Raw genomic sequence first — 19,487 nt, 5'->3', positions numbered from 1 at the left:
AATTTCCGGGTACATTCAAAGACTTGATGAATATAAAAAATGGAATAATCAATAATAGTAAACACTCATTTAAAGAGTGCCTGGATATGCTGGCAGATGGAAGCTATTAATTATGAACTTTATCCTGATAGAATGATTATGCTGATGAAAGAACGGCATAGACAACTGAATACAAGAAAGAGACGGAAGCCTCAGTAGTTAAGAAAAAAACTACTGAGGCTTTTTTCTTTTTAAAATTACTTTTTACATACATTTAACATTTGACTTAACATAGATTTTACGAAGATACGTTACACTGATTTTGATAATGAGGAGGAACATGTAATGACAAGAAAAAAATGGTCATTTTTATTTACAGTCTGTCTGGTGACTGCTTTAATTGGCTGCGGACAGAAAAACTCTCAGGTAGATAAAAATAATAATGAAGAACTTAATAAACTCGGGCAAATTCAGGTGATTTCCAGGGAAGAAGGCTCAGGGACAAGAGATACATTTGCTTCGCTTACAGGATTTAATAAAGACGGAGCTGATGGTATAGACAAAACAGTGAATACAGCTACCATTGCTGACAGTATGGACTCCGTCATTGAAACTGTGAATAAAAATCCATCTGCGATCGGTTATGTGTCAGCGGGAACTACCGGGATCGAGGGTGTAAAGACTTTGGAAATCAATGGAGAAGCGTTTTCTGATAATAAGGGGAAATATCCGCTGACTCGTTCGTTCTATCTTGCCTACAGTGGAACACTTAATGATGTGGAACAGGATTTTATGACATATGTTCAAAGTGCAGGACAGGAAATTGTAAGTGGGCATTATGAAACAATTGCGAAGAATGCGACATTTTTATCGAACCAGTCAGAAGGAACAATACGAATCGAAGGTTCAACATCAATGGCTGCACTGATGAAGGAAATCGCAGATGCATATATGAAGATTAATACACATGCAACTATTCAAGTTACGGCAACGGATTCTACAAAGGGTCTGAACAGTGTTATGTTAGGAAATTGTGACATGGCAATGTCATCAAGAGATTTAAAAGATTATGAAAAAGAACTTTTGAACTATAATACGGTGGCAAAAGACAAAATTGCAGTGATTGTAAACCAGAAAAATCCACTATCTGATATCACATTATATATGCTGAAAAGTATATATACCGGTGGCGTTAAGAACTGGGAAGACTTACAGTAAGTAGCGTATGAAAAAGAGAAAGAGGAGAATTCGAAGATGAATGAAAAGTTACAGATTGTATTTGGCCTGCTAGGTGGTCTTGCAATATTTTTGTATGGTATGAATATGATGAGCGAATGTCTGCAGAAGGCAGCAGGAGAGAAAATGAAGACGATTCTTGCATTACTTACAAAGAATCCGATCCTTGGTGTTTTGGCAGGTGCGCTTACAACAGCAGTGCTTCAGAGCAGTAGTGCAACGACAGTTATGGCAATTGGTTTTGTCAGTGCAGGACTTATGAATCTGCCACAGGCGATTTCGATTATAATAGGTGCAAATATCGGTACGACAATGACAGCTCAGATTATCGCATTTAAGTTGAGTGATTATATTTACATCATTATATTTATTGGATTTATTATTTCATTTATTGTAAAATCAGAAAGAGCAAAGAGTATCGGACAGACTATTTTTGCATTTGGTTTATTGTTCCTTGGAATTGAGACTATGGGAAGTGTTATGAAGCCACTGGCATCCAGTCCGTTTTTCGTAGACTTAATTGCAAAAGTTGCAGATATGCCGGTGCTTGGTGTTGTAGTTGGAACGACGATGACGCTGGTTGTACAGAGTAGTAGTGCGACCATCGCAGTACTGCAGAATTTTGCATCTCAGGCAGGTCCGGATGGTGTAACCAGTATTCTGGGACTGACCGGTGCAATCCCGATTCTTTTAGGAGACAATATCGGAACAACGATTACGGCACTTCTTGCCAGTGTCGGACAGCCAAGAGATGCCAAGAGAACTGCGGTTGCACACTGTGTTTTTAACCTGTCCGGTGCACTGATCTTTATCTGGCTTATCAAACCATTCGCATATGTGATCCAGATGATCTCACCTAAGGGACCGGAGGTTCAGGTGATTTCCCGACAGATTGCAAATGCACATACAAGCTTTAATATTGTGATGACATTGATCTGGATTCCGCTGATCTGGCTGATGGTGAAGATTGTTATGAAAATCATTCCGGACGCAAAGACAAGTGAAAAGAGAGAGCCTTCACGTCCGCAGTTTCTTGATGATAAACTGATCGGACAACCGACAGTTGCACTGAGCCTTGCGAGAAAAGAGATTACAAGATGCAGTGAGATGGCAGGTGAAACACTCCAGAAATTGATCAATCTTGTGAAAGGGGAAACCAGGGAACAACTGGAAGAAGTGATGGAACAGGGACATGACGTAGGAAAATTAACAGAGCAGATTAATGAGTATCTGACAAATATGTTTTCTTCCGGTTCCCTGACAGAGAAGCAGACTACCCAGACAGCAGGGCTTATGTATATGCTTGGAGATGTAGACCGCGTCAATGGTCTGAGTATGGAGATTGCAGAAGCTGTCCGTGAGAAGAAAGAACAGAAGTACAAATACTCCAAAGAAGCCATGCGTGATCTGACGAATAGTCTGGAGCAGATTCAGGGTATGTACCGGGAGGCAATTCAGGTACTTATGACGGGCAGTACAGAGAATGCAAAAAAAATTGTGAAGAAAAAAGAAAAGGTTCTGGATCTCACCATACATATGGGAAAATCCCATGTCGAGCGTGTAGGAAAGGGAAAATGTTCCAGTAAGCTGACGGTACCGTTTAACCATGTTCTTCAGAATATCGGAAGAATGGGAAACTGTTGTGTAAATATTGCAGATGCTGTACTTGCGCAGTCTGATTTAAATGAATTTACAGCATTTGTAAAGGAGGAAAATTAAGTAAAATGACAAATGAAACGATATTTATGAATCGGGAATTATCCTGGCTGAAATTCAATGAAAGAGTGTTGGAAGAAGCAGAAAGTGAGAAAAATCCGCTCTGTGAACGACTGACATTTGCATCAATTTACCAGAGTAATCTAGATGAATTTTTCATGGTGCGTGTAGGATCTTTGATCGATCAGATGATTGTTTCGAAAAATGTAAAAGACAATAAGACTGGAATGACAGCAAAAGAACAGATTCAGGCAATCCTGGCACGGGTCGCAAAGCTGAACCGAAGAAAAGATACAGTCTATGAAAATCTGATGGATGAAGTTGCACAGGCAGGGATTCGCCTTGTGGATTTCCGTAAAATTGGCAAAAAAGAAGGAAAATATCTGGAACAGTATTTCGATGCAGAGATTGCCCCGCTCATTTCTCCAATTGTTGTCGGAAAAAGACAGCCGTTTCCATTTTTGAAAAATAAAGGTATCTATGCAGTTGTCGTACTGGAGAAGAAAAACGGAAAAGAAAAACTTGGAATTATTCCGTGTAATTCCGGTGTATTCCCGAGACTTGTGCAGGTGCCGGCGGAAGAAGAAACGTACATGCTGGCAGAAGAGCTGATCCTCCACTTTATTTCGAAAGTATTCAAAGGTTATTTTGTGAAGGCAAAATCTCTGATCCGCGTAACGAGAAACGCGGATATAGATGCAGATGCGTTGTATGATGAAGATCTGGATTACCGCGATTTTATGGAAGGAATCATCAAGAAAAGAAAGCGTCTGCTTCCGGTAAGAGTGGAGTTTTCCAGAGAACTGGATGGAGATATCGTGGATAAGATCTGCGAGTATCTGGATCTGGATGGCAAATATGTATTCCGTGGAAGTTCACCACTTGATCTGTCTTTTGTATTTCAGATCCAGGACAGCCTGCGCAATCATCCGGAATTGTTCTATGAGAAACGAGTGCCTCAGAAGTCTACACAGATTGACAGCAAAAGATCGATTCTGGAGCAGATTAAGGAGAAAGATAAATTATTGTCTTATCCATATGAGAGTATACGTCCGTTTCTAGATATGCTTTCTGAGGCTGCAAATGACGATGAAGTTGTATCAATCAAGATGACACTGTATCGTGTCGCAAAGCAGAGCAAGGTCGTGGAAGCTTTGATCGATGCGGCGGAAAATGGAAAAGAAGTATTGGTTCTTGTAGAGTTAAAAGCAAGATTTGATGAGGAAAATAATATTGAATGGTCAAGAAGACTGGAAGAGGCTGGTTGTACAGTCATATATGGTCTGGACGGATATAAGGTTCATTCAAAATTGTGTCTGATTACAAAAAAGACGAATGGAAAAATCGAGTATTATACACAAATTGGTACTGGAAATTATAATGAGAAGACAGCAAGACTGTACACAGATCTGTCTCTTATGACGTATGATCAGGAGATTGGTGAGGAGGCAGCAGCAATCTTCCAGGCATTATTTATGGGAGAAACGGTTCAGGTCAGCAAAAAACTTCTGGTAGCGCCAAATTGTCTTCAGAACCGATTACTTGATATGATCGAGGAAGAGATCCGCCATGCAAAGAGAGGCGAAGAAGCTTATATCGGTGTGAAAATGAATTCTCTGACTGATAAAAAGCTGATGGATAAATTGATTGAGGCATCTCAGGCAGGCGTGGAGATAGAACTTATTGTACGTGGAATCTGCTGCCTTATCCCGGGAGTGGAAGGGTATACAGAAAACATCCGGGTCATCAGTATTGTAGGACGTTTTCTGGAACATTCCAGAATTTACATATTTGGAAAAGAAGAAAAACAGAAAATTTATATAGCATCTGCAGACTGGATGACAAGAAATACGGTACATAGAGTCGAAGTGGCGGCACCGGTGGAGAATCCGGATCTGAAGCTGCGTCTGAACGAGATGTTTATCACGATGCTCAGTGACAATGTACAGGCAAGAGAACTGAACAGCAGCGGAAAATATACGAGATTACAACCGGGAGAAGAGGCACCGCTTAATTCACAGGAGTTCTTCTATGAAAGTGCATATGAGGCATTAGAAAGTCAGGAGAAAAATAAGATTATTTTGCAATAGATACGAAAAATACTGAAAAATTGCAAAAAAAGAACTTGACAAAACAAGTTTAACACGTTAAAGTATAGAACATAAATAAAAACAAATATTTATAGAAACCGTTGAGAAAGAGGAGTAAATGATTTGACGAAGTTTCAGAGAGCGGCAGGTGGTGTGATTGCCGTACTAAGTGGATGATTGAATGGACTTTCGAGGGCAGCCGGAAATTCTGAATACAGAAGATTATGGTTTGTCGGGAACCGAACCCGTTATCAATCAGGAGTGTATGTTAGTACATGAGAAAAGTGGACATTATGTCAAGTTGAGTGGTACCGCGATAATAGATAATATTACCGCCTCAAACAGTTTGTTTGAGGCGGTTTTCTTTATATCCAGATAAATCCCTCAGAACATTTTCTCTCCTAACAAGTGGTCAGTCGGCTGGCGATATGCAGACTGCAGACAGGAAAAATTTAAACAAAGAAAAGGAGACAAAATTATGAAGAAAAAATTAGTAACAGGATTATTAACAGGAGCAATGATGGCAGCATTACTGACAGGATGTGCAGGATCCGGAAGTGACAAGAGCAGTGATGCAAAAGAAAGTTATACGATTGGAATTGAACAGTTTGCAGAGCATGATTCCTTAGATAATTGCCGGGAGGGATTTTTACAGGGACTGGAAGAAGAAGGAATCAAAGAAGGAGATAACCTAAAAGTTGAGACGAAGAATGCAGCAGCAGATATGGGAACAGCAGGACAGATTTCCGATAGTTTTGTATCTGATAAAGTAGATCTGATCTGTGCAATTGCAACACCAAGTGCACAAAGCGCATACAACGCAGCAATGGATGCTGGAATTCCGGTCATTTATACAGCAGTTACAGATCCGGTTGCAGCAGAGCTTGCATCAGAAGATGGAACCCCGGCAGGGGAGGTGACAGGAACATCTGATAAACTTCCGGTAGAAGAGCAGCTTAAGATGATCCGTGAGATGCTTCCGCAGGCAAAGACGATCGGAATCATGTATACAACAAGTGAGGCAAATTCTGTATCAGCAATCAAAGAATATGAAGGCCTTGTAGGTAAATATGATTTTGAACTTGTGACAAAAGGAATTGCAACAACTGCAGATGTTTCTCTCGCAGCGGATGATCTTTTAAGTAAAGTAGACTGCATTACAAACCTGACAGATAATACAGTTGTTGCTTCTCTTCCAACGATACTTGAAAAAGCGAATGACAAGAAAATCCCGGTATTCGGAAGTGAGATTGAGCAGGTAAAGATCGGATGCCTTGCAGCAGAGGGAATCGATTACATTTCTCTTGGAAAACAGACTGGTAAAATGGCAGCCCAGGTATTAAAGGGTGAGAAAAAAGCATCAGAACTTAATTTTGAGACAATTACAACTCCAGGATTCTATGTGAACAATAAAGTGGCAGAGAACCTTGGAATTACAGTTCCAACAGATCTTTCAGACAATGCAGTAGAAGCATTTGACGAGATCACACAGAGCAAGTAAACGGAGGCATTTTCATGAATCTTATCGTAACCATATTAGAACAAGGTCTTATCTATGGAATTTTATCACTTGGACTTTACATTACATATAAAATACTGGATTTTCCAGATTTGACAGTAGACGGAAGCTTTCCACTGGGGGCGGCTGTAACAGCAGCCCTCATTACAAGAGGAGTGAATCCATATCTGACGCTTCCGGTGGCATTTGCAGCCGGTGTGCTGGCAGGTATCTGTACAGGGCTTATCCATGTAAAATGCAAAGTACGTGATCTTCTGTCAGGTATTATTATGATGACAGCCCTGTGGACCATGAATCTGTATATTGCAGGAACGGCAAATGTACCGCTGTTTTCACAGCAGAGTATTTTTAAAAATGATTTTATAAATGGACTTCCGTCAGGAATAAAACCATATATGACTCTGATTCTGATTCTGGTTCTGACGATAATCTGTAAAATCCTTCTGGATCTTTACATGCAGACAAAATCAGGCTATCTGTTAAGAGCAGTAGGAGACAATCATGTGCTTGTAACTTCTCTTGCAAAAGACCAGGGAAATGTAAAGATTCTCGGACTTGCTATTTCAAATGGACTTGTCTCTCTGGCAGGCTGTGTATTTGCTCAGGAGGAGCGAGTGTTTGAGATTTCTATGGGAACAGGAGCAATGGTCATTGGACTTGCGAGCGTCATCATTGGAACGAGTATCTTTAAAAAGATTTCATTTGTGAAGACAACAACGGCAGTTCTGGTTGGCTCGATTATTTACAAAGCATGCGTGGCAGTGGCAATTCGTAACTTTGAGCCACAGGCAATGAAGCTTATTACAGCAATATTATTTCTGGTTGTTCTTGTAATCAGCATGGGTGGAAAGAAGAAGGTGAAAGGAAATGCTTGAATTAAAAGGAATTTCAAAGTATTATAATGTAGGATCCGTCAATGAGATGTGTCTTTTTCAGGATTTTAATCTGAATATTGAAAAAGGAGAATTCCTTTCCGTAGTCGGAAGCAATGGTTCCGGAAAGACTTCCATGTTGAATATTATCTGTGGAAGTATCCCGGTTGAGTCTGGACAGATTCTGATCGGGGATACAGATATTACAAAAGAAAAAGAATATAAGAGAAATAAAAGAATCGGCCGTGTTTATCAGAACCCGTCCATGGGCACGTGTCCGAGTATGACAATTCTGGAAAATATGGCACTGGCAGACAATAAAGGAAAATTATATGGTCTTGGACGTGGGACGAATAAAGCTCGGATAGAATATTACAGAGAGCAGCTTGCCCAGCTTGGTCTCGGACTGGAAGATAAGATGGACGTGAAAGTCGGTTCTTTATCCGGAGGTCAGAGACAGGCAATGGCACTTTTAATGTCCACTATGACACCGATTGAATTTCTGATCCTTGATGAACATACAGCAGCACTGGATCCAAAGACGGCAGAGCTGATCATGCAGCTCACTGATAAGATTGTAAAAGAAAAACAATTGACAACGATTATGGTCACACACAATCTGCGCTATGCAGTAGAATATGGGAATCGCCTCGTAATGATGCATAATGGTCACATGATACTGGACAAAAAAGGCAAAGAGAAAGAAGATATGGCAATCGATGATATTCTTACCTTATTTAATGAAATCAGTATTGAATGTGGCAATTAATACGGGAGATTTCAAAAAAATGTAAGGGAAAAAAGGAGAACATATGATGGCAAAGAGAATCGCACAGTTTCACAAAGTAAGTTTTGAACAGTTCGCAGAAGGATTTCAGGACACCTTCGGAGAAATGAAAGAAGGGGAATTAAAGGAAATCTATCAGTCAATCAAGCTTCCGAAACGTGCAACGGCCGGATCTGCCGGATATGATTTCTATACACCGATCCCGATTGTGCTCGCACCAGGGAAAACAGTAAAGATTCCGACTGGAATCCGTGTGGAGATGCAGGAAAACTGGGTGTTAAAATGCTACCCGAGAAGCGGACTTGGATTTAAGTACCGTCTGCAGCTTAATAATACGGTAGGAATTATCGATAGCGATTATTTTTACTCAGACAATGAAGGACACATTTTTGCAAAACTTACGAATGATTCCAATGAAGGAAAGACTGTAGAACTGGAAGCAGGAAGTGGGTTTATGCAGGGAATCTTTGTGGAATACGGAATTACAATGGATGATGATGTAACAACTGTGAGAAATGGCGGGTTCGGAAGTACATCCCAGAGATAATTAGAAGGATTACTGAAAAATGTCAGGGCATCAAGTATGATACTGCAAGTTTCAGACATACTATTATCATAGATTTTGACTTATTATTACTTTTCAAGATATACCGATTAACAGATGAAACAACGAAAAGAAAATGTAAGTAGAATTTTAGAAGATGAGGGTAAATGTATGGCTGACAAGACAAAAGTTTTTTCAAAAAGAGATAAAAATGTAGACTATATGAATCAGATGCTGCCAGTAGAAGACAGTTTTGATATCGTTCAAAGGGATATACAGATTGGAGGAAAAGACGCTACATTTTACTTTATAGATGGTTTTACGAAAGATGAGTCTATGTTAAAAATCATGGACTCTTTTTTTAATATCAAAGAGGAAGATATGCCAAAGGACGCAGCGGCGTTCGCAACGACCTGCATTCCCTATGTGGAAGTGGACGTGATCGGGGATTTTGATCAGATTTTCCGGAATCTTTTGTCAGGAGTCACGTGTTTGTTCATTGACGGATATCAGGCTTGCCTTGCCATCGACTGCAGAACATATCCGGCGAGAAGTGTGGATGAACCGGACAAGGATAAATCTCTTCGTGGTTCCAGGGACGGGTTTGTGGAGACAATCGTATTTAATACCGCCCTCATGCGGCGGCGTATCCGTGACCGGCATCTTGTTATGAAAATGCTGGAGGTTGGAGAAAGTTCCAGAACGGATGTGGCACTTTGTTATATGGAAGACCGGGTAGATCAGGAACTTTTAAAGAATTTAAATTACCGAATCCGGGATATCAAAGTGGATGATCTTCGCATGAATCAGCAAAGTCTGGCAGAGTGCCTGTTTAAACGGAAATGGTACAATCCATTTCCGAAATTTAAATTTACAGAGCGGCCGGATACCGCGGCTGCCTGTCTGCTGGAAGGGAAAGTCGTGATCCTGGTGGACAATTCACCGTCTGCAATGATTCTGCCAACGTCAATTCTGGATATTATTGAAGAAGCAAATGATTATTATTTTCCGACATTGACGGGCATGTATTTGAAAATATCCCGGGCGCTTATTACATTTCTGACCATCTTTCTGACACCAGTGTTTTTGTTATTTATGCAGAATTTGAGCTGGCTGCCGAAAATTTTTGCATTTGTGGCGGTAAAAGATACCGTCAACATTCCGCTTATTTTTCAGCTTTTGATGCTGGAAGTGGCTATTGATGGTCTGAGGCTTGCAGCGCTGAACACCCCGAGCATGCTTAGTACGCCTTTGAGTGTGATTGCCGGTCTTGTTATGGGAGAGTTCTCCGTGAAGTCCGGATGGTTTAACGCAGAAGTCATGCTGTACATGGCATTTGTGGCAGTTGCGAACTATACGCAGCCTAATTTTGAGCTTGGATATGCGTTAAAATTTATGAGACTGGAATTACTGGTACTGACTGCGGTATTTAACTGGATTGGATTTCTGGCAGGAACGGTGATTGTGATCTGCAGCATCTGCTTTAACAAAACGCTGTCCGGACGGAGTTATTTGAATATCAGATTGAATTAAAGCATTAGAATTGTGTGAGATAGCCTCCAGTAGGATTGCAGGGGGGCACAGTAGAAGTGTGTCATGCAATTGCATGACGCGCACCTCGCAGCAAGAATGCTGAGGCATTCTTGAAGTTAATAGCAAGTTAATAGAAAATATAAGAAAAATTTTGCAACCTTCCTATAAACATGGTATGATATTGCATAGGTGAATATAGCATTTATACACTGCCAAAAAGCGGTTATATAAGGAGGACTTGCGATGAGCGACTATATTATTACTGTAAACAGTACCGTAGATACAACGAGAGAATGGCTGACCGAGAGAGGCGTGCCGTATATTCCGTTGAAATATACAATTGATGGACAGACATATTCGGATATGGAAGGTCTGTCTTCAAAAGAATTCTTTGACAAATTAAGAGAAGGAAAAATGTCTACTACTTCCCAGATCAATCCGGACGAAGCACGTGAGGCGTTGGAGCCATATCTGAAAGAAGGAAAAGATATTTTGCATCTTTCATTTTCATCTGGATTAAGTGGAACATGCAACAGTATGAAAATTGCGGCAGAGGAACTTCAAGAGGAGTATCCAGAACGTAAGATTATTGTAATTGATACACTGTGTGCATGTCTGGGAGAGGCGTTACTTCTATATTATGTATTAAAACAAAAGGAAAACGGGGCAACGATTGAGGAGGCTGCAAAGTGGGCAGAAGAGAATAAGCTTCATATTTGCCATGATGTAACAGTGGATGATTTGAATCATCTGCATAGAGGCGGACGTGTGTCCAAGACAAGTGCTGTACTTGGAACAATGGTACAGATTAAACCAATCATCATTATGGATGATAATGGATGTCTGAAAGTAGTTGGCAAAGAGCGTGGCAGAAAGAAGTCTTTGAACAAGATCGTAGACATGGCCGCAAAGCAGGCGGAGGGATATGAAAATGAGATCATAATGATCACACATGGTGATTGCCCGGAAGATGCAGAGTATGTTGCAAAAAGAGTTCAGGAAAAAATGGGAATCCAGAACATTTATATTAACAATATCGGAACTGTTATCGGAGGACATACCGGTCCGGGTGTTGTAGCAGTATTCTGTATGGGAGATAAAAGAGAAGTAAAGCTGTAAGGTCAGCATAGGAAAGTGTTGAAATGTCAAAAAGTCAAAAATATTTCAGGAAAAGTCAAAAAAGTTGTTGACACTACAGGATTGATGTGTTAATCTATCACTTGTGTGAAACAAAAACAAAGTAGAGTATCCACTCTCACCATAGCACAATCGGGTGACTATTGGTCAGATATTGAGCTGATAACCATAACAGGATTATGATGCAGATATAAGTGGATAGTCTCGAACTATTCACTTATTTTATTTTTATGATGGGGGTGCACGACAATTAGCGATTTAATGATTAACGGACAGATCAGAGACAAAGAAGTAAGAGTAATTGCAGAGAACGGAGATCAGTTAGGTGTAATGCCGGTTAAGGAAGCCATGAAACTGGCTCAGGAAGCTGAATTAGATCTGGTCAAGATTGCTCCAAAGGCTCAGCCACCTGTATGCAAGATTATCGACTATGGTAAATACAGATATGAGCTTGCAAGAAAAGAAAAAGAGGCTAAGAAGAAGCAGAAAACCGTTGAGGTGAAAGAAGTAAGAATTTCACCTAACATTGATACCAACGACCTGAACACGAAGGTAAACAATGCAAAGAAATTTATCGCAAAAGGAAACAAGGTAAAAGTTACATTACGTTTCCGTGGTCGTGAGATGGCACATATGCAGCAGAGCAAGCATATTCTTGACGATTTTGCCGAGATGCTGGCAGAGGTTGCAGTAGTAGAGAAGCCGGCCAAACTGGAAGGTAGAAGTATGAGCATGGTTTTAACTGAAAAACGTTAAAAATAATTACATGTAATTTCATTAAAGGAGGAACTATATCATGCCAAAAATTAAAACAAGCAGAGCAGCAGCAAAGCGCTTCAAAAAGACAGGTACAGGAAAATTAAAAAGAAATAAAGCTTACAAGAGCCATATCTTAACAAAGAAGTCTACTAAGAGAAAGAGAAACTTAAGACACGCTACAATCGCAGACGAGACAAACGTAAAGAACATGAAGAAAATCTTACCATATTTGTAAGATTTTCAGCAGATAGATTGAAGGAGGAAAATAAGACATGGCAAGAATTAAAGGCGGACTTAACGCTAAAAAGAAACACAATAGAACTTTAAAATTAGCAAAAGGATACAGAGGAGCACGTTCTAAACAGTACAGAGTTGCAAAACAGTCTGTAATGAGAGCTCTTACATCTTCATATGCAGGAAGAAAACAGCGCAAACGTCAGATGCGCCAGCTCTGGATTGCTCGTATCAACGCAGCAGCCAGATTAAATGGACTTTCCTACAGCAAGATGATGCACGGACTTAAAGTTGCTGGTGTAGATATCAACAGAAAGATGCTTGCAGAGATGGCTGTTAATGATGCAGAAGGATTTGCAACACTTGCAGAGCTTGCTAAAAGCAAAATCGCTTAATTAAATTAAGAATACTTATTTGAATAAGAATAAATCAGAGGACAAGATGTATATATTTTGTTCTCTTTTTTTTGTTTTTTTATCTACAACTGCACTTGCATTATTCACAAAGATTATATAATATAGAAAATAGAGAGCAAAATGTCGAAAAAAGTATTGGAGGGTTATAGATTATGAAGATATTAGTCGTAATTGACATGCAGAATGATTTTATTGACGGTGCGCTTGGAACAAAAGAAGCTCAGGCGATTGTGCCAAAAGTGGCAGAGAAGATCAAGAATTTTGATGGAAAGGTGTTCTATACCCGTGATACACACGATGAAAAATATCTGGAGACACAGGAAGGAAAGAATCTTCCGGTTAAACATTGTATCCGTGGTACAGATGGATGGAAACTGACTCCGGAAATTGATGTACTCTGTGAAGGAGATATTTTAAATAAATCATCATTTGGAAGTATTGAACTTGGATTTAAGCTGAATGATTACAGAAGTAATCTTCGTGTCATTAAGAATGAAAGAGTGGAGAGTATTACACTGATTGGTGTCTGTACAGATATTTGTGTGATTTCTAATGCAATGATTCTTAAAGCCTTCTTCCCGGATAAACCGATTATCGTTGATGCAGCATGCTGTGCCGGATCAACACCAGAAGGCCATAAGAATGCACTGGCAGTCATGAAGACATGTCAAATTCAGATTGAAAATGAAGAATAAGATTATTCAGGATAGATCAATCTTTCATCAGTAATATCGTTCAGGACTTCGGCCAGATACTTTTTGGAAAGGTATTTGGCCATTCCTAAATTCTGATCCAGGTAGTTGCCACAGTCACGGGCAGCGGCACCAGGAATATCGCCTTCGAATTCAGCGATAAATGTAAACATACGCTTCATTAGAGGAACGATGTCGCGAGACTTGTATTCACCTGCAAGTACAAGGTAGAAACCAGTACGACAGCCCATAGGTCCGAAGTAGATGTCTTTTTCACCGAATTCCGGATCGTTTCTGAGGAATGTTGCGCCAAGGTGTTCCATGGTGTGCATCTCTGCAGTGTTCATAACAGGTTCGCGGTTCGGGGCAGTCATACGAAGGTCAAAAGTTGTAACCGGATTGCCTGCAACATAATCTACGCGAGATACGTAGACTCCAGGTAACAGTTTCAGATGATTTATGGTGAAACTTGTGATTTTTTCCATAATAAAATACTCCTTTTCATTGTGATTTATTGTATTGGAACATTAGAATATGCATCAATACAATAATATCAGTATAACATCTGGCAGATGGATATGCTAGAAAAATGCGAGATTGAAATGCAAAATTTGTTTTTGCAAAATAGAATTTTAGGGAACAGGTGACAGATTATGAAGTTATATTTAGTCAGGCATGGACAGACAGACTGGAACAAAGAAAAAAGACTACAGGGACAGGAAGACATTCCGTTAAATGATTTTGGAAGACATCTCGCGAAAGAGACAGGGATCGGTCTTCGCAATGTCAGATTCGATCTTTGTTTTTCAAGTGACTTAAAAAGAGCACTGGAGACGGCTAATCTGATTTTAGATGAAGGAAGCAGTAAAGTTCCAATTATTATGGATAAAAGACTGAAAGAAATTGCCTTTGGTGAATGGGAAGGAAAAAGTGTAGCAAGAAACCAGATGGAAGTTCCGGACGAATTCCTGAAATTCTACGATGATCCGGAACATTTTGCAGGAGCACCGGGTGGAGAATCCTTTGCAGAAGTAAAAGAACGTACAGATGATTTCCTTAAATGGCTTGTAGGACAGGAAGAATACGAAGATAAAAATATTCTTTTGGTCACACACGGAGTTGCGCTGGCAACATTACTCAATAATATAAAAAAAGCACCATTATCCGAACTTTGGGCTGGCAGCATTCATAAAAACTGCGCAGTCACAGAAGTAGAAATCAAAGACGGAGAAATGCAGATACTGTCCGAAAATCAGGTATATTACGAAGATGAGGTGCCGGATTGGGCGCGGTAGAATAGTGTGAAAATATAAATAGAATCCCAAACTATAGCGTCTTGAACACGAAGGATTTTTCGGCATCAGTTGCGTCGTTTATTTTTTCGTGAATATGTAAACTCGCCTAAAAACAGGCTCAGACAGTACATATTCACGAAAACTCTACTCACTGATGCTCGGAAAATCCTTCTACCGTTCAATCCATTATAGTTTGGGATTTTTAATTCTCATCACTACTCTGACGATTAGAAGAATTTTGGTATATATTTGTTTAATTCACTTAAAAAGTTAGTAGCACACAGATATTTAGAATTCAAGAATGCCATAGTCCAGGCTTATTATTTACAAATAACACTATATTTCTAAATACCTCATCAGATTCTCATAGTTCCGCTTCATAAGGTGATATCCATGTTCGTAAAATTCTCTTAGAACGTCACAGTCCTGCTCCAGTCTTGATACGGTTGGGACGAGTGGACGCAGTACGAAAATCCGTCCTTCATGTTCTAATTTTTCGATGAGCTCCATTTCTTTGTTATACATATAATTCCGGCGGATCATAGTCTTGACAGCCTCCGGATATTTGCCATAAGCGCGGCGATATAACTTTGCCATGCCTTTTGTCATTGACTTTTTGCGATATCCCGGATTGCGAGTCAGAATCACAACAATCTTCTCATTGTTCTGATGCAATGCATGTCGGATTGGAATGGAATCTGCAAGTCCGCCGTCCAGATAAGGTACATCGTCAATATTAACCATAGGACACAGAAGAGGCATGCTGCTTGATGCCCGGCAGATACGCAACAGTCTGTCAAAATCTTGTGTTTCAATCATATATTCTGCTTTTCCGGTAATGCAGTTCGTTGTGACCTGCTCGCAGACCACGCCTTGTTCACAGGATTTCTGAAATGTTTCGAAATCAAATGGAAAGATTTCGCGTGGGTACTTGTCAAAAACCATGTCCATATCCAGAAGACTCTTTTCACGCATGAAATCACGAAGATTATTGTGATAGTTGTATTCTTTATCTTCCACAATCATACAGTTCCGTGTACGCCCAATCTGTTTTGACACGTAATCCACGGCATTACATGCTCCTGCAGAAACACCAATAACGTGGGAGAGATAAGTATCCTGTTCCATAAGATAATCTAAAACTCCCGAAGTGAATACACCTCTGGTGGCACCGCCTTCCAGTACGATTGTTGCATTTATCATAATCAACACCTCTTGTTTTGTAATAATTCGATAATAGTTTTCGGTGAAACATGATTCAAAGACAGGGATTCCTGACTTTGGAAACATTTTCTAAGTGATATTATATAACGAAAAATAGAATCATGAAAATGCCTTTTTACAAAAAATCAGTTAAAAATGCAGGAAGTAGATAAAAAAGCAGTAAAAAGATGCGACGGAAATAGAAAAAGTGCGTAAAGTGCCGAAAAACAGTGGTTTCCCGGCTTGCTATTTTGACGTATCTTTGGTAAGATATTCTTCGTATGAGCTAAGACGTGATTGATAGATAAAAAGGAGCAAATATAATGATCAGTACAAGTAATATTACATTACGAGTTGGGAAAAAAGCATTATTTGAAGACGTTAATATTAAATTTACAGAAGGGAACTGTTATGGTCTGATTGGTGCCAATGGTGCAGGTAAGTCTACATTTTTAAAGATTCTTTCCGGACAGCTTGAGCCGACCAACGGAGAAGTCATCATCACTCCGGGACAGAGACTTTCATTCTTACAGCAGGATCACTTCAAATATGACGAGTATCCGGTTCTTGATACAGTTATGCTTGGAAATGCGAGACTGTACGAAATTATGAAAGAAAAAGAAGCAATCTATGCAAAGGAAGATTTTACAGACGAGGACGGTATCAAGGCAAGTGAGCTGGAAGCAGAGTTCGCGACCATGAATGGCTGGGAAGCAGAGTCTGATGCAGCAACATTGTTAAATGGTCTTGGAATCGGAACAGAACTTCACTATGAGATGATGAAGAACTTAAATGGTCCTGAGAAAGTAAAGGTTCTGCTTGCACAGGCATTATTTGGTAATCCGGACATCCTGCTTCTCGACGAGCCTACGAACCACTTGGATCTGGATGCGATCGCATGGCTTGAGGAATTTTTGATCAACTTTGAAAACACAGTCATCGTTGTATCACATGACCGTTATTTCCTGAATAAAGTCTGTACACAGATTGCAGATATTGACTATGGTAAGATTAAGCTCTATGCCGGAAACTATGACTTCTGGTACGAGTCCAGCCAGCTTCTCATCCGCCAGATGAAAGAGGCGAACAAGAAGAAGGAAGAGAAGATCAAAGAGCTGCAGGAATTTATTTCAAGGTTTAGTGCAAATGCTTCAAAATCCAAGCAGGCTACTTCAAGAAAGCGTGCATTGGAGAAAATCCAGCTTGATGATATCCAGCCATCCAGCCGTAAATATCCATACATTGATTTCCGCCCGAACCGTGAGATTGGAAATGAAGTATTAACAGTAGAAGGACTGAGCAAGACCATTGACGGAGAAAAAGTATTAGACAACATTTCTTTTACATTGGGACATGATGATAAAGTCGCATTTGTCGGAAGCAACGAGCTTGCCAAGACAACACTGTTCCAGATCCTTATGGGAGAGATGGAGCCAGATGAGGGAACATACAAATGGGGCATCACAACTTCTCGGGCATATTTTCCATTAGACAGTGGAAGTGAGTTTGAGAATGATTATTCAATTGTAGACTGGCTGACACAGTACTCTGAAGAGAAAGATGCGACTTATGTACGTGGATTCCTCGGACGTATGCTTTTTGCCGGAGATGACGGAGTAAAGAAAGTGAAAGTTCTGTCCGGAGGAGAGAAAGTGCGCTGCCTGTTATCCAAGATGATGATTTCCGGTGCAAATGTACTGATTTTTGATGAGCCTACGAACCACTTGGATATGGAAAGTATCACTGCACTGAACAATGGAATGACAAAATTCCCAGGTGTCATTCTCTTCTCATCAAGAGACCACCAGATTGTTCAGACAACTGCAAACCGTATCATGGAAATTGTTCCGGGCGGAAAGATGATTGACAAGATAACAACATATGACGAATATCTGGAAAGTGATGAGATGGCAAGAAAACGTCAGACATACACAGTCCAGAATGACGACGAAGACTAAAAAGTAAATTTAATATGTAGAGATGAAAAGACTGTAACTTGTAAGATTGAGTTGCAGTTTTTTTGTATCATAGTGAGAATTGCATTTTCTATTATATCAGCTAGGAGATGACTCCCACTTCTATAGGCGGTAAGAAATAAGCTGGTTTCAGTGGTGGGAGTCAATCCCCCCAGCTGATGGAGGCATTCATGAAAAGAAACCTCAACAGGCTCTTTTATTATATGATGGAATTTGTTATACTAAAATCGTATGATGATAGGATAAAATATCATTACAGTTTAAATACAGGGAGTATAAGATTATGAGAAATATAAAAATTACAATTGAATATGATGGCAGCCGTTATCAAGGCTGGACAAGACTTGGAAAAGATGAATCTAACAACACAATATCTGCCAAGATTATGGATGTATTAGGGAAAATGACTGGTGAAAAGAATATTGAGCTGAATTGTGGCTGCCGTACAGAAGTCGGTGTACATGCTTACGCACAAGTGGCGAATTTTAAGACTTCTTCTAATCTGAGTACAAAAGATATTCAGCATTATCTTAATCGGTATCTGCCAATGGATATTGCAATTACGGAAGTTGAAGAGGTTCCGGATCGTTTCCATGCCCAGTTGAATGCAGTATCAAAAACTTATGTTTACCGTATGACGATTATGGATGTTCCAAGTGTTTTTGAGCGTAAGCATACTTACCATTGCTTTAAGACACCGGATAAAAAGGCAATGCAGCAGGCTGCTCTTTTATTTATCGGAGAACATGATTTCCGTAATTTCTCTACTGCAAAGAAGAGCAAGAACACGACACGTGAGGTCTACGACATTGACATTTATGGAGATAATGAGGAAATGCAGATCCTCATTCAGGCAGACGATTTTCTGCACAACATGGCAAGACTTATGATCGGAACACTTCTGGATATTGGGTTTGGACTTCGAAAGAAAGAAGATATTGAGGCAATTTTTAACGGAGAAAAGACAGTTGGAAATCCTTGTGATCCGAAGGGACTGTATTTACAGGAAGTAGAATATTAATATGAAAGTAGAAAGCAGAAAAGTATCGGATTCCAGAGTAGAGACCGTTCATATTGTAAGACCAAACCATCTGAATGCAGCAGGACGTCTGTTTGGCGGCATGCTCATGCAGTGGATTGATGAGGTGGCTGCACTTGTGGCAAAACGTCATACCCACACAAATGTGACGACTGCAAGTGTGGATAATTTAAGTTTTTTAAAAGGAGCTTATTCAGGTGACAGTGTTGTGATCATTGGCCAGCTTGTCTATGTGGGACGTACCTCCATGGACATTAAGGTGGATAGCTATGTAGAATCCATGGATGGCACAAGAACATTGATTAATCATGCTTATCTGACAGTGGTAGCACTGAATCAAAACGACCATCCGATTCCAGTGCCAAGGCTTGAACTTACAACAGAAGATGAAGCCGCAGAATGGGAAGAGTCAAAACGACGCAGAGAACTTAGAAAATCACTGTAATTTTATATCAGCTGG

The 19,487-nt window shown here is 40.0% G+C and carries 19 protein-coding genes and 1 other annotated feature; of the genes, 17 read left to right on the top strand and 2 right to left on the bottom strand.

Going from position 1 to position 19,487, the window contains the following annotated elements:
- The first annotated feature begins 324 nt into the window (after positions 1 to 324).
- The 13 genes from G593_RS0110575 to G593_RS0110510 all read left to right on the top strand — a co-directional run bounded on the left by G593_RS0110575 (position 325) and on the right by G593_RS0110510 (position 13,517).
- Positions 325 to 1,197, top strand: a complete 873-nt coding sequence (locus G593_RS0110575; RefSeq protein ID WP_005339269.1) for a substrate-binding domain-containing protein — start codon at positions 325 to 327, stop codon at positions 1,195 to 1,197.
- A 36-nt stretch (positions 1,198 to 1,233) separates the two neighbouring features.
- Entirely contained in the window at positions 1,234 to 2,934 is a 1,701-nt protein-coding gene (locus tag G593_RS0110570; RefSeq protein WP_005339271.1) for a Na/Pi cotransporter family protein, read from the top strand.
- 5 nt (positions 2,935 to 2,939) lie between these two features.
- Positions 2,940 to 5,021, top strand: coding sequence for a polyphosphate kinase 1 (gene ppk1 / locus G593_RS0110565; RefSeq protein WP_029731656.1), 2,082 nt, complete (start codon positions 2,940 to 2,942; stop codon positions 5,019 to 5,021).
- 92 nt (positions 5,022 to 5,113) lie between these two features.
- Positions 5,114 to 5,364: a binding site (T-box leader), on the top strand.
- A 135-nt stretch (positions 5,365 to 5,499) separates the two neighbouring features.
- Entirely contained in the window at positions 5,500 to 6,522 is a 1,023-nt protein-coding gene (locus G593_RS0110555) for an ABC transporter substrate-binding protein (protein WP_029731654.1), read from the top strand.
- A 14-nt stretch (positions 6,523 to 6,536) separates the two neighbouring features.
- The gene (locus G593_RS0110550; protein WP_022279086.1) at positions 6,537 to 7,415 is read left to right on the top strand and encodes an ABC transporter permease; all 879 of its coding nucleotides are present in this window, start codon (positions 6,537 to 6,539) and stop codon (positions 7,413 to 7,415) included.
- Positions 7,408 to 8,181: an ABC transporter ATP-binding protein gene (locus G593_RS0110545; protein ID WP_005339276.1), complete on the top strand. Its 774-nt coding sequence runs from the start codon at positions 7,408 to 7,410 to the stop codon at positions 8,179 to 8,181. Before G593_RS0110550 ends, G593_RS0110545 begins: the two co-directional genes overlap by 8 nt.
- A 46-nt stretch (positions 8,182 to 8,227) precedes the next feature.
- Entirely contained in the window at positions 8,228 to 8,746 is a 519-nt protein-coding gene (locus tag G593_RS0110540; protein ID WP_029731653.1) for a deoxyuridine 5'-triphosphate nucleotidohydrolase, read from the top strand.
- Positions 8,747 to 8,914: 168 nt separating this feature from the next.
- Positions 8,915 to 10,276 carry a spore germination protein gene (locus G593_RS0110535; protein ID WP_005339277.1) on the top strand — a complete coding sequence of 454 codons (1,362 nt, stop codon included), beginning with the start codon at positions 8,915 to 8,917 and terminating at the stop codon, positions 10,274 to 10,276.
- 243 nt (positions 10,277 to 10,519) lie between these two features.
- On the top strand, positions 10,520 to 11,395 hold the full coding sequence (locus tag G593_RS0110530; RefSeq protein WP_022279087.1) for a DegV family protein: 876 nt from the start codon (positions 10,520 to 10,522) through the stop codon (positions 11,393 to 11,395).
- Between the two features lie 279 nt (positions 11,396 to 11,674).
- Positions 11,675 to 12,169, top strand: coding sequence for a translation initiation factor IF-3 (gene infC / locus G593_RS0110525; RefSeq protein ID WP_005333055.1), 495 nt, complete (start codon positions 11,675 to 11,677; stop codon positions 12,167 to 12,169).
- 40 nt (positions 12,170 to 12,209) lie between these two features.
- Positions 12,210 to 12,407: a 50S ribosomal protein L35 gene (rpmI, locus tag G593_RS0110520; RefSeq protein ID WP_005333054.1), complete on the top strand. Its 198-nt coding sequence runs from the start codon at positions 12,210 to 12,212 to the stop codon at positions 12,405 to 12,407.
- A 37-nt stretch (positions 12,408 to 12,444) separates the two neighbouring features.
- Positions 12,445 to 12,801, top strand: coding sequence for a 50S ribosomal protein L20 (gene rplT, locus G593_RS0110515; RefSeq protein WP_005333053.1), 357 nt, complete (start codon positions 12,445 to 12,447; stop codon positions 12,799 to 12,801).
- Positions 12,802 to 12,974: 173 nt separating this feature from the next.
- A complete protein-coding gene (locus G593_RS0110510) occupies positions 12,975 to 13,517 on the top strand; it encodes a cysteine hydrolase family protein (protein WP_022279088.1) in 543 nt (180 codons plus the stop codon).
- A 2-nt stretch (positions 13,518 to 13,519) separates the two neighbouring features.
- Here the strand turns inward: G593_RS0110510 and G593_RS0110505 are convergent, their stop codons facing one another.
- The gene (locus tag G593_RS0110505; protein ID WP_022279089.1) at positions 13,520 to 13,999 is read right to left on the bottom strand and encodes an S-ribosylhomocysteine lyase; all 480 of its coding nucleotides are present in this window, start codon (positions 13,997 to 13,999) and stop codon (positions 13,520 to 13,522) included.
- A gap of 168 nt (positions 14,000 to 14,167) precedes the next feature.
- Between G593_RS0110505 and G593_RS0110500 the strand changes: the two genes are divergently transcribed.
- Positions 14,168 to 14,809 (top strand): histidine phosphatase family protein, encoded by a 642-nt coding sequence (locus G593_RS0110500; RefSeq protein WP_022279090.1) that lies wholly within the window; start codon positions 14,168 to 14,170, stop codon positions 14,807 to 14,809.
- 336 nt (positions 14,810 to 15,145) lie between these two features.
- Here the strand turns inward: G593_RS0110500 and G593_RS0110495 are convergent, their stop codons facing one another.
- Entirely contained in the window at positions 15,146 to 16,012 is an 867-nt protein-coding gene (locus G593_RS0110495) for a patatin-like phospholipase family protein (protein WP_029731652.1), read from the bottom strand.
- Positions 16,013 to 16,335: 323 nt separating this feature from the next.
- On the opposite strand from G593_RS0110495, the gene G593_RS0110490 reads away from it, so the two are divergent.
- The 3 genes from G593_RS0110490 to G593_RS0110475 all read left to right on the top strand — a co-directional run bounded on the left by G593_RS0110490 (position 16,336) and on the right by G593_RS0110475 (position 19,472).
- The gene (locus G593_RS0110490) at positions 16,336 to 17,970 is read left to right on the top strand and encodes an ABC-F family ATP-binding cassette domain-containing protein (RefSeq protein WP_022279091.1); all 1,635 of its coding nucleotides are present in this window, start codon (positions 16,336 to 16,338) and stop codon (positions 17,968 to 17,970) included.
- 301 nt (positions 17,971 to 18,271) lie between these two features.
- Positions 18,272 to 19,009: a tRNA pseudouridine(38-40) synthase TruA gene (gene truA, locus G593_RS0110480; RefSeq protein ID WP_005339286.1), complete on the top strand. Its 738-nt coding sequence runs from the start codon at positions 18,272 to 18,274 to the stop codon at positions 19,007 to 19,009.
- 1 nt (position 19,010) lies between these two features.
- Positions 19,011 to 19,472 (top strand): acyl-CoA thioesterase, encoded by a 462-nt coding sequence (locus G593_RS0110475; protein WP_005339288.1) that lies wholly within the window; start codon positions 19,011 to 19,013, stop codon positions 19,470 to 19,472.
- Positions 19,473 to 19,487: the final 15 nt, after the last annotated feature.

It is taken from the genome of Dorea sp. AGR2135 (assembly GCF_000420885.1).
Classification (GTDB): Bacteria; Bacillota; Clostridia; order Lachnospirales; family Lachnospiraceae; genus Dorea; species Dorea formicigenerans.
This window is presented reverse-complemented; position numbering and strand designations above follow the sequence as displayed.

Coding starts and splice junctions, on each gene's coding strand:
- G593_RS0110530 (WP_022279087.1), top strand. CDS start 10,520: ATGAGCGACTATATTATTACTGTAAACAGTACCGTAGATACAACGAGA.
- G593_RS0110550 (WP_022279086.1), top strand. CDS start 6,537: ATGAATCTTATCGTAACCATATTAGAACAAGGTCTTATCTATGGAATT.
- rplT (WP_005333053.1), top strand. CDS start 12,445: ATGGCAAGAATTAAAGGCGGACTTAACGCTAAAAAGAAACACAATAGA.
- G593_RS0110490 (WP_022279091.1), top strand. CDS start 16,336: ATGATCAGTACAAGTAATATTACATTACGAGTTGGGAAAAAAGCATTA.
- G593_RS0110505 (WP_022279089.1), bottom strand. CDS start 13,999: ATGGAAAAAATCACAAGTTTCACCATAAATCATCTGAAACTGTTACCT.
- G593_RS0110510 (WP_022279088.1), top strand. CDS start 12,975: ATGAAGATATTAGTCGTAATTGACATGCAGAATGATTTTATTGACGGT.
- infC (WP_005333055.1), top strand. CDS start 11,675: ATGATTAACGGACAGATCAGAGACAAAGAAGTAAGAGTAATTGCAGAG.
- G593_RS0110575 (WP_005339269.1), top strand. CDS start 325: ATGACAAGAAAAAAATGGTCATTTTTATTTACAGTCTGTCTGGTGACT.
- G593_RS0110535 (WP_005339277.1), top strand. CDS start 8,915: ATGGCTGACAAGACAAAAGTTTTTTCAAAAAGAGATAAAAATGTAGAC.
- G593_RS0110540 (WP_029731653.1), top strand. CDS start 8,228: ATGGCAAAGAGAATCGCACAGTTTCACAAAGTAAGTTTTGAACAGTTC.
- G593_RS0110545 (WP_005339276.1), top strand. CDS start 7,408: ATGCTTGAATTAAAAGGAATTTCAAAGTATTATAATGTAGGATCCGTC.
- rpmI (WP_005333054.1), top strand. CDS start 12,210: ATGCCAAAAATTAAAACAAGCAGAGCAGCAGCAAAGCGCTTCAAAAAG.
- G593_RS0110555 (WP_029731654.1), top strand. CDS start 5,500: ATGAAGAAAAAATTAGTAACAGGATTATTAACAGGAGCAATGATGGCA.
- ppk1 (WP_029731656.1), top strand. CDS start 2,940: ATGACAAATGAAACGATATTTATGAATCGGGAATTATCCTGGCTGAAA.
- G593_RS0110570 (WP_005339271.1), top strand. CDS start 1,234: ATGAATGAAAAGTTACAGATTGTATTTGGCCTGCTAGGTGGTCTTGCA.
- G593_RS0110500 (WP_022279090.1), top strand. CDS start 14,168: ATGAAGTTATATTTAGTCAGGCATGGACAGACAGACTGGAACAAAGAA.
- G593_RS0110475 (WP_005339288.1), top strand. CDS start 19,011: ATGAAAGTAGAAAGCAGAAAAGTATCGGATTCCAGAGTAGAGACCGTT.
- G593_RS0110495 (WP_029731652.1), bottom strand. CDS start 16,012: ATGATAAATGCAACAATCGTACTGGAAGGCGGTGCCACCAGAGGTGTA.
- truA (WP_005339286.1), top strand. CDS start 18,272: ATGAGAAATATAAAAATTACAATTGAATATGATGGCAGCCGTTATCAA.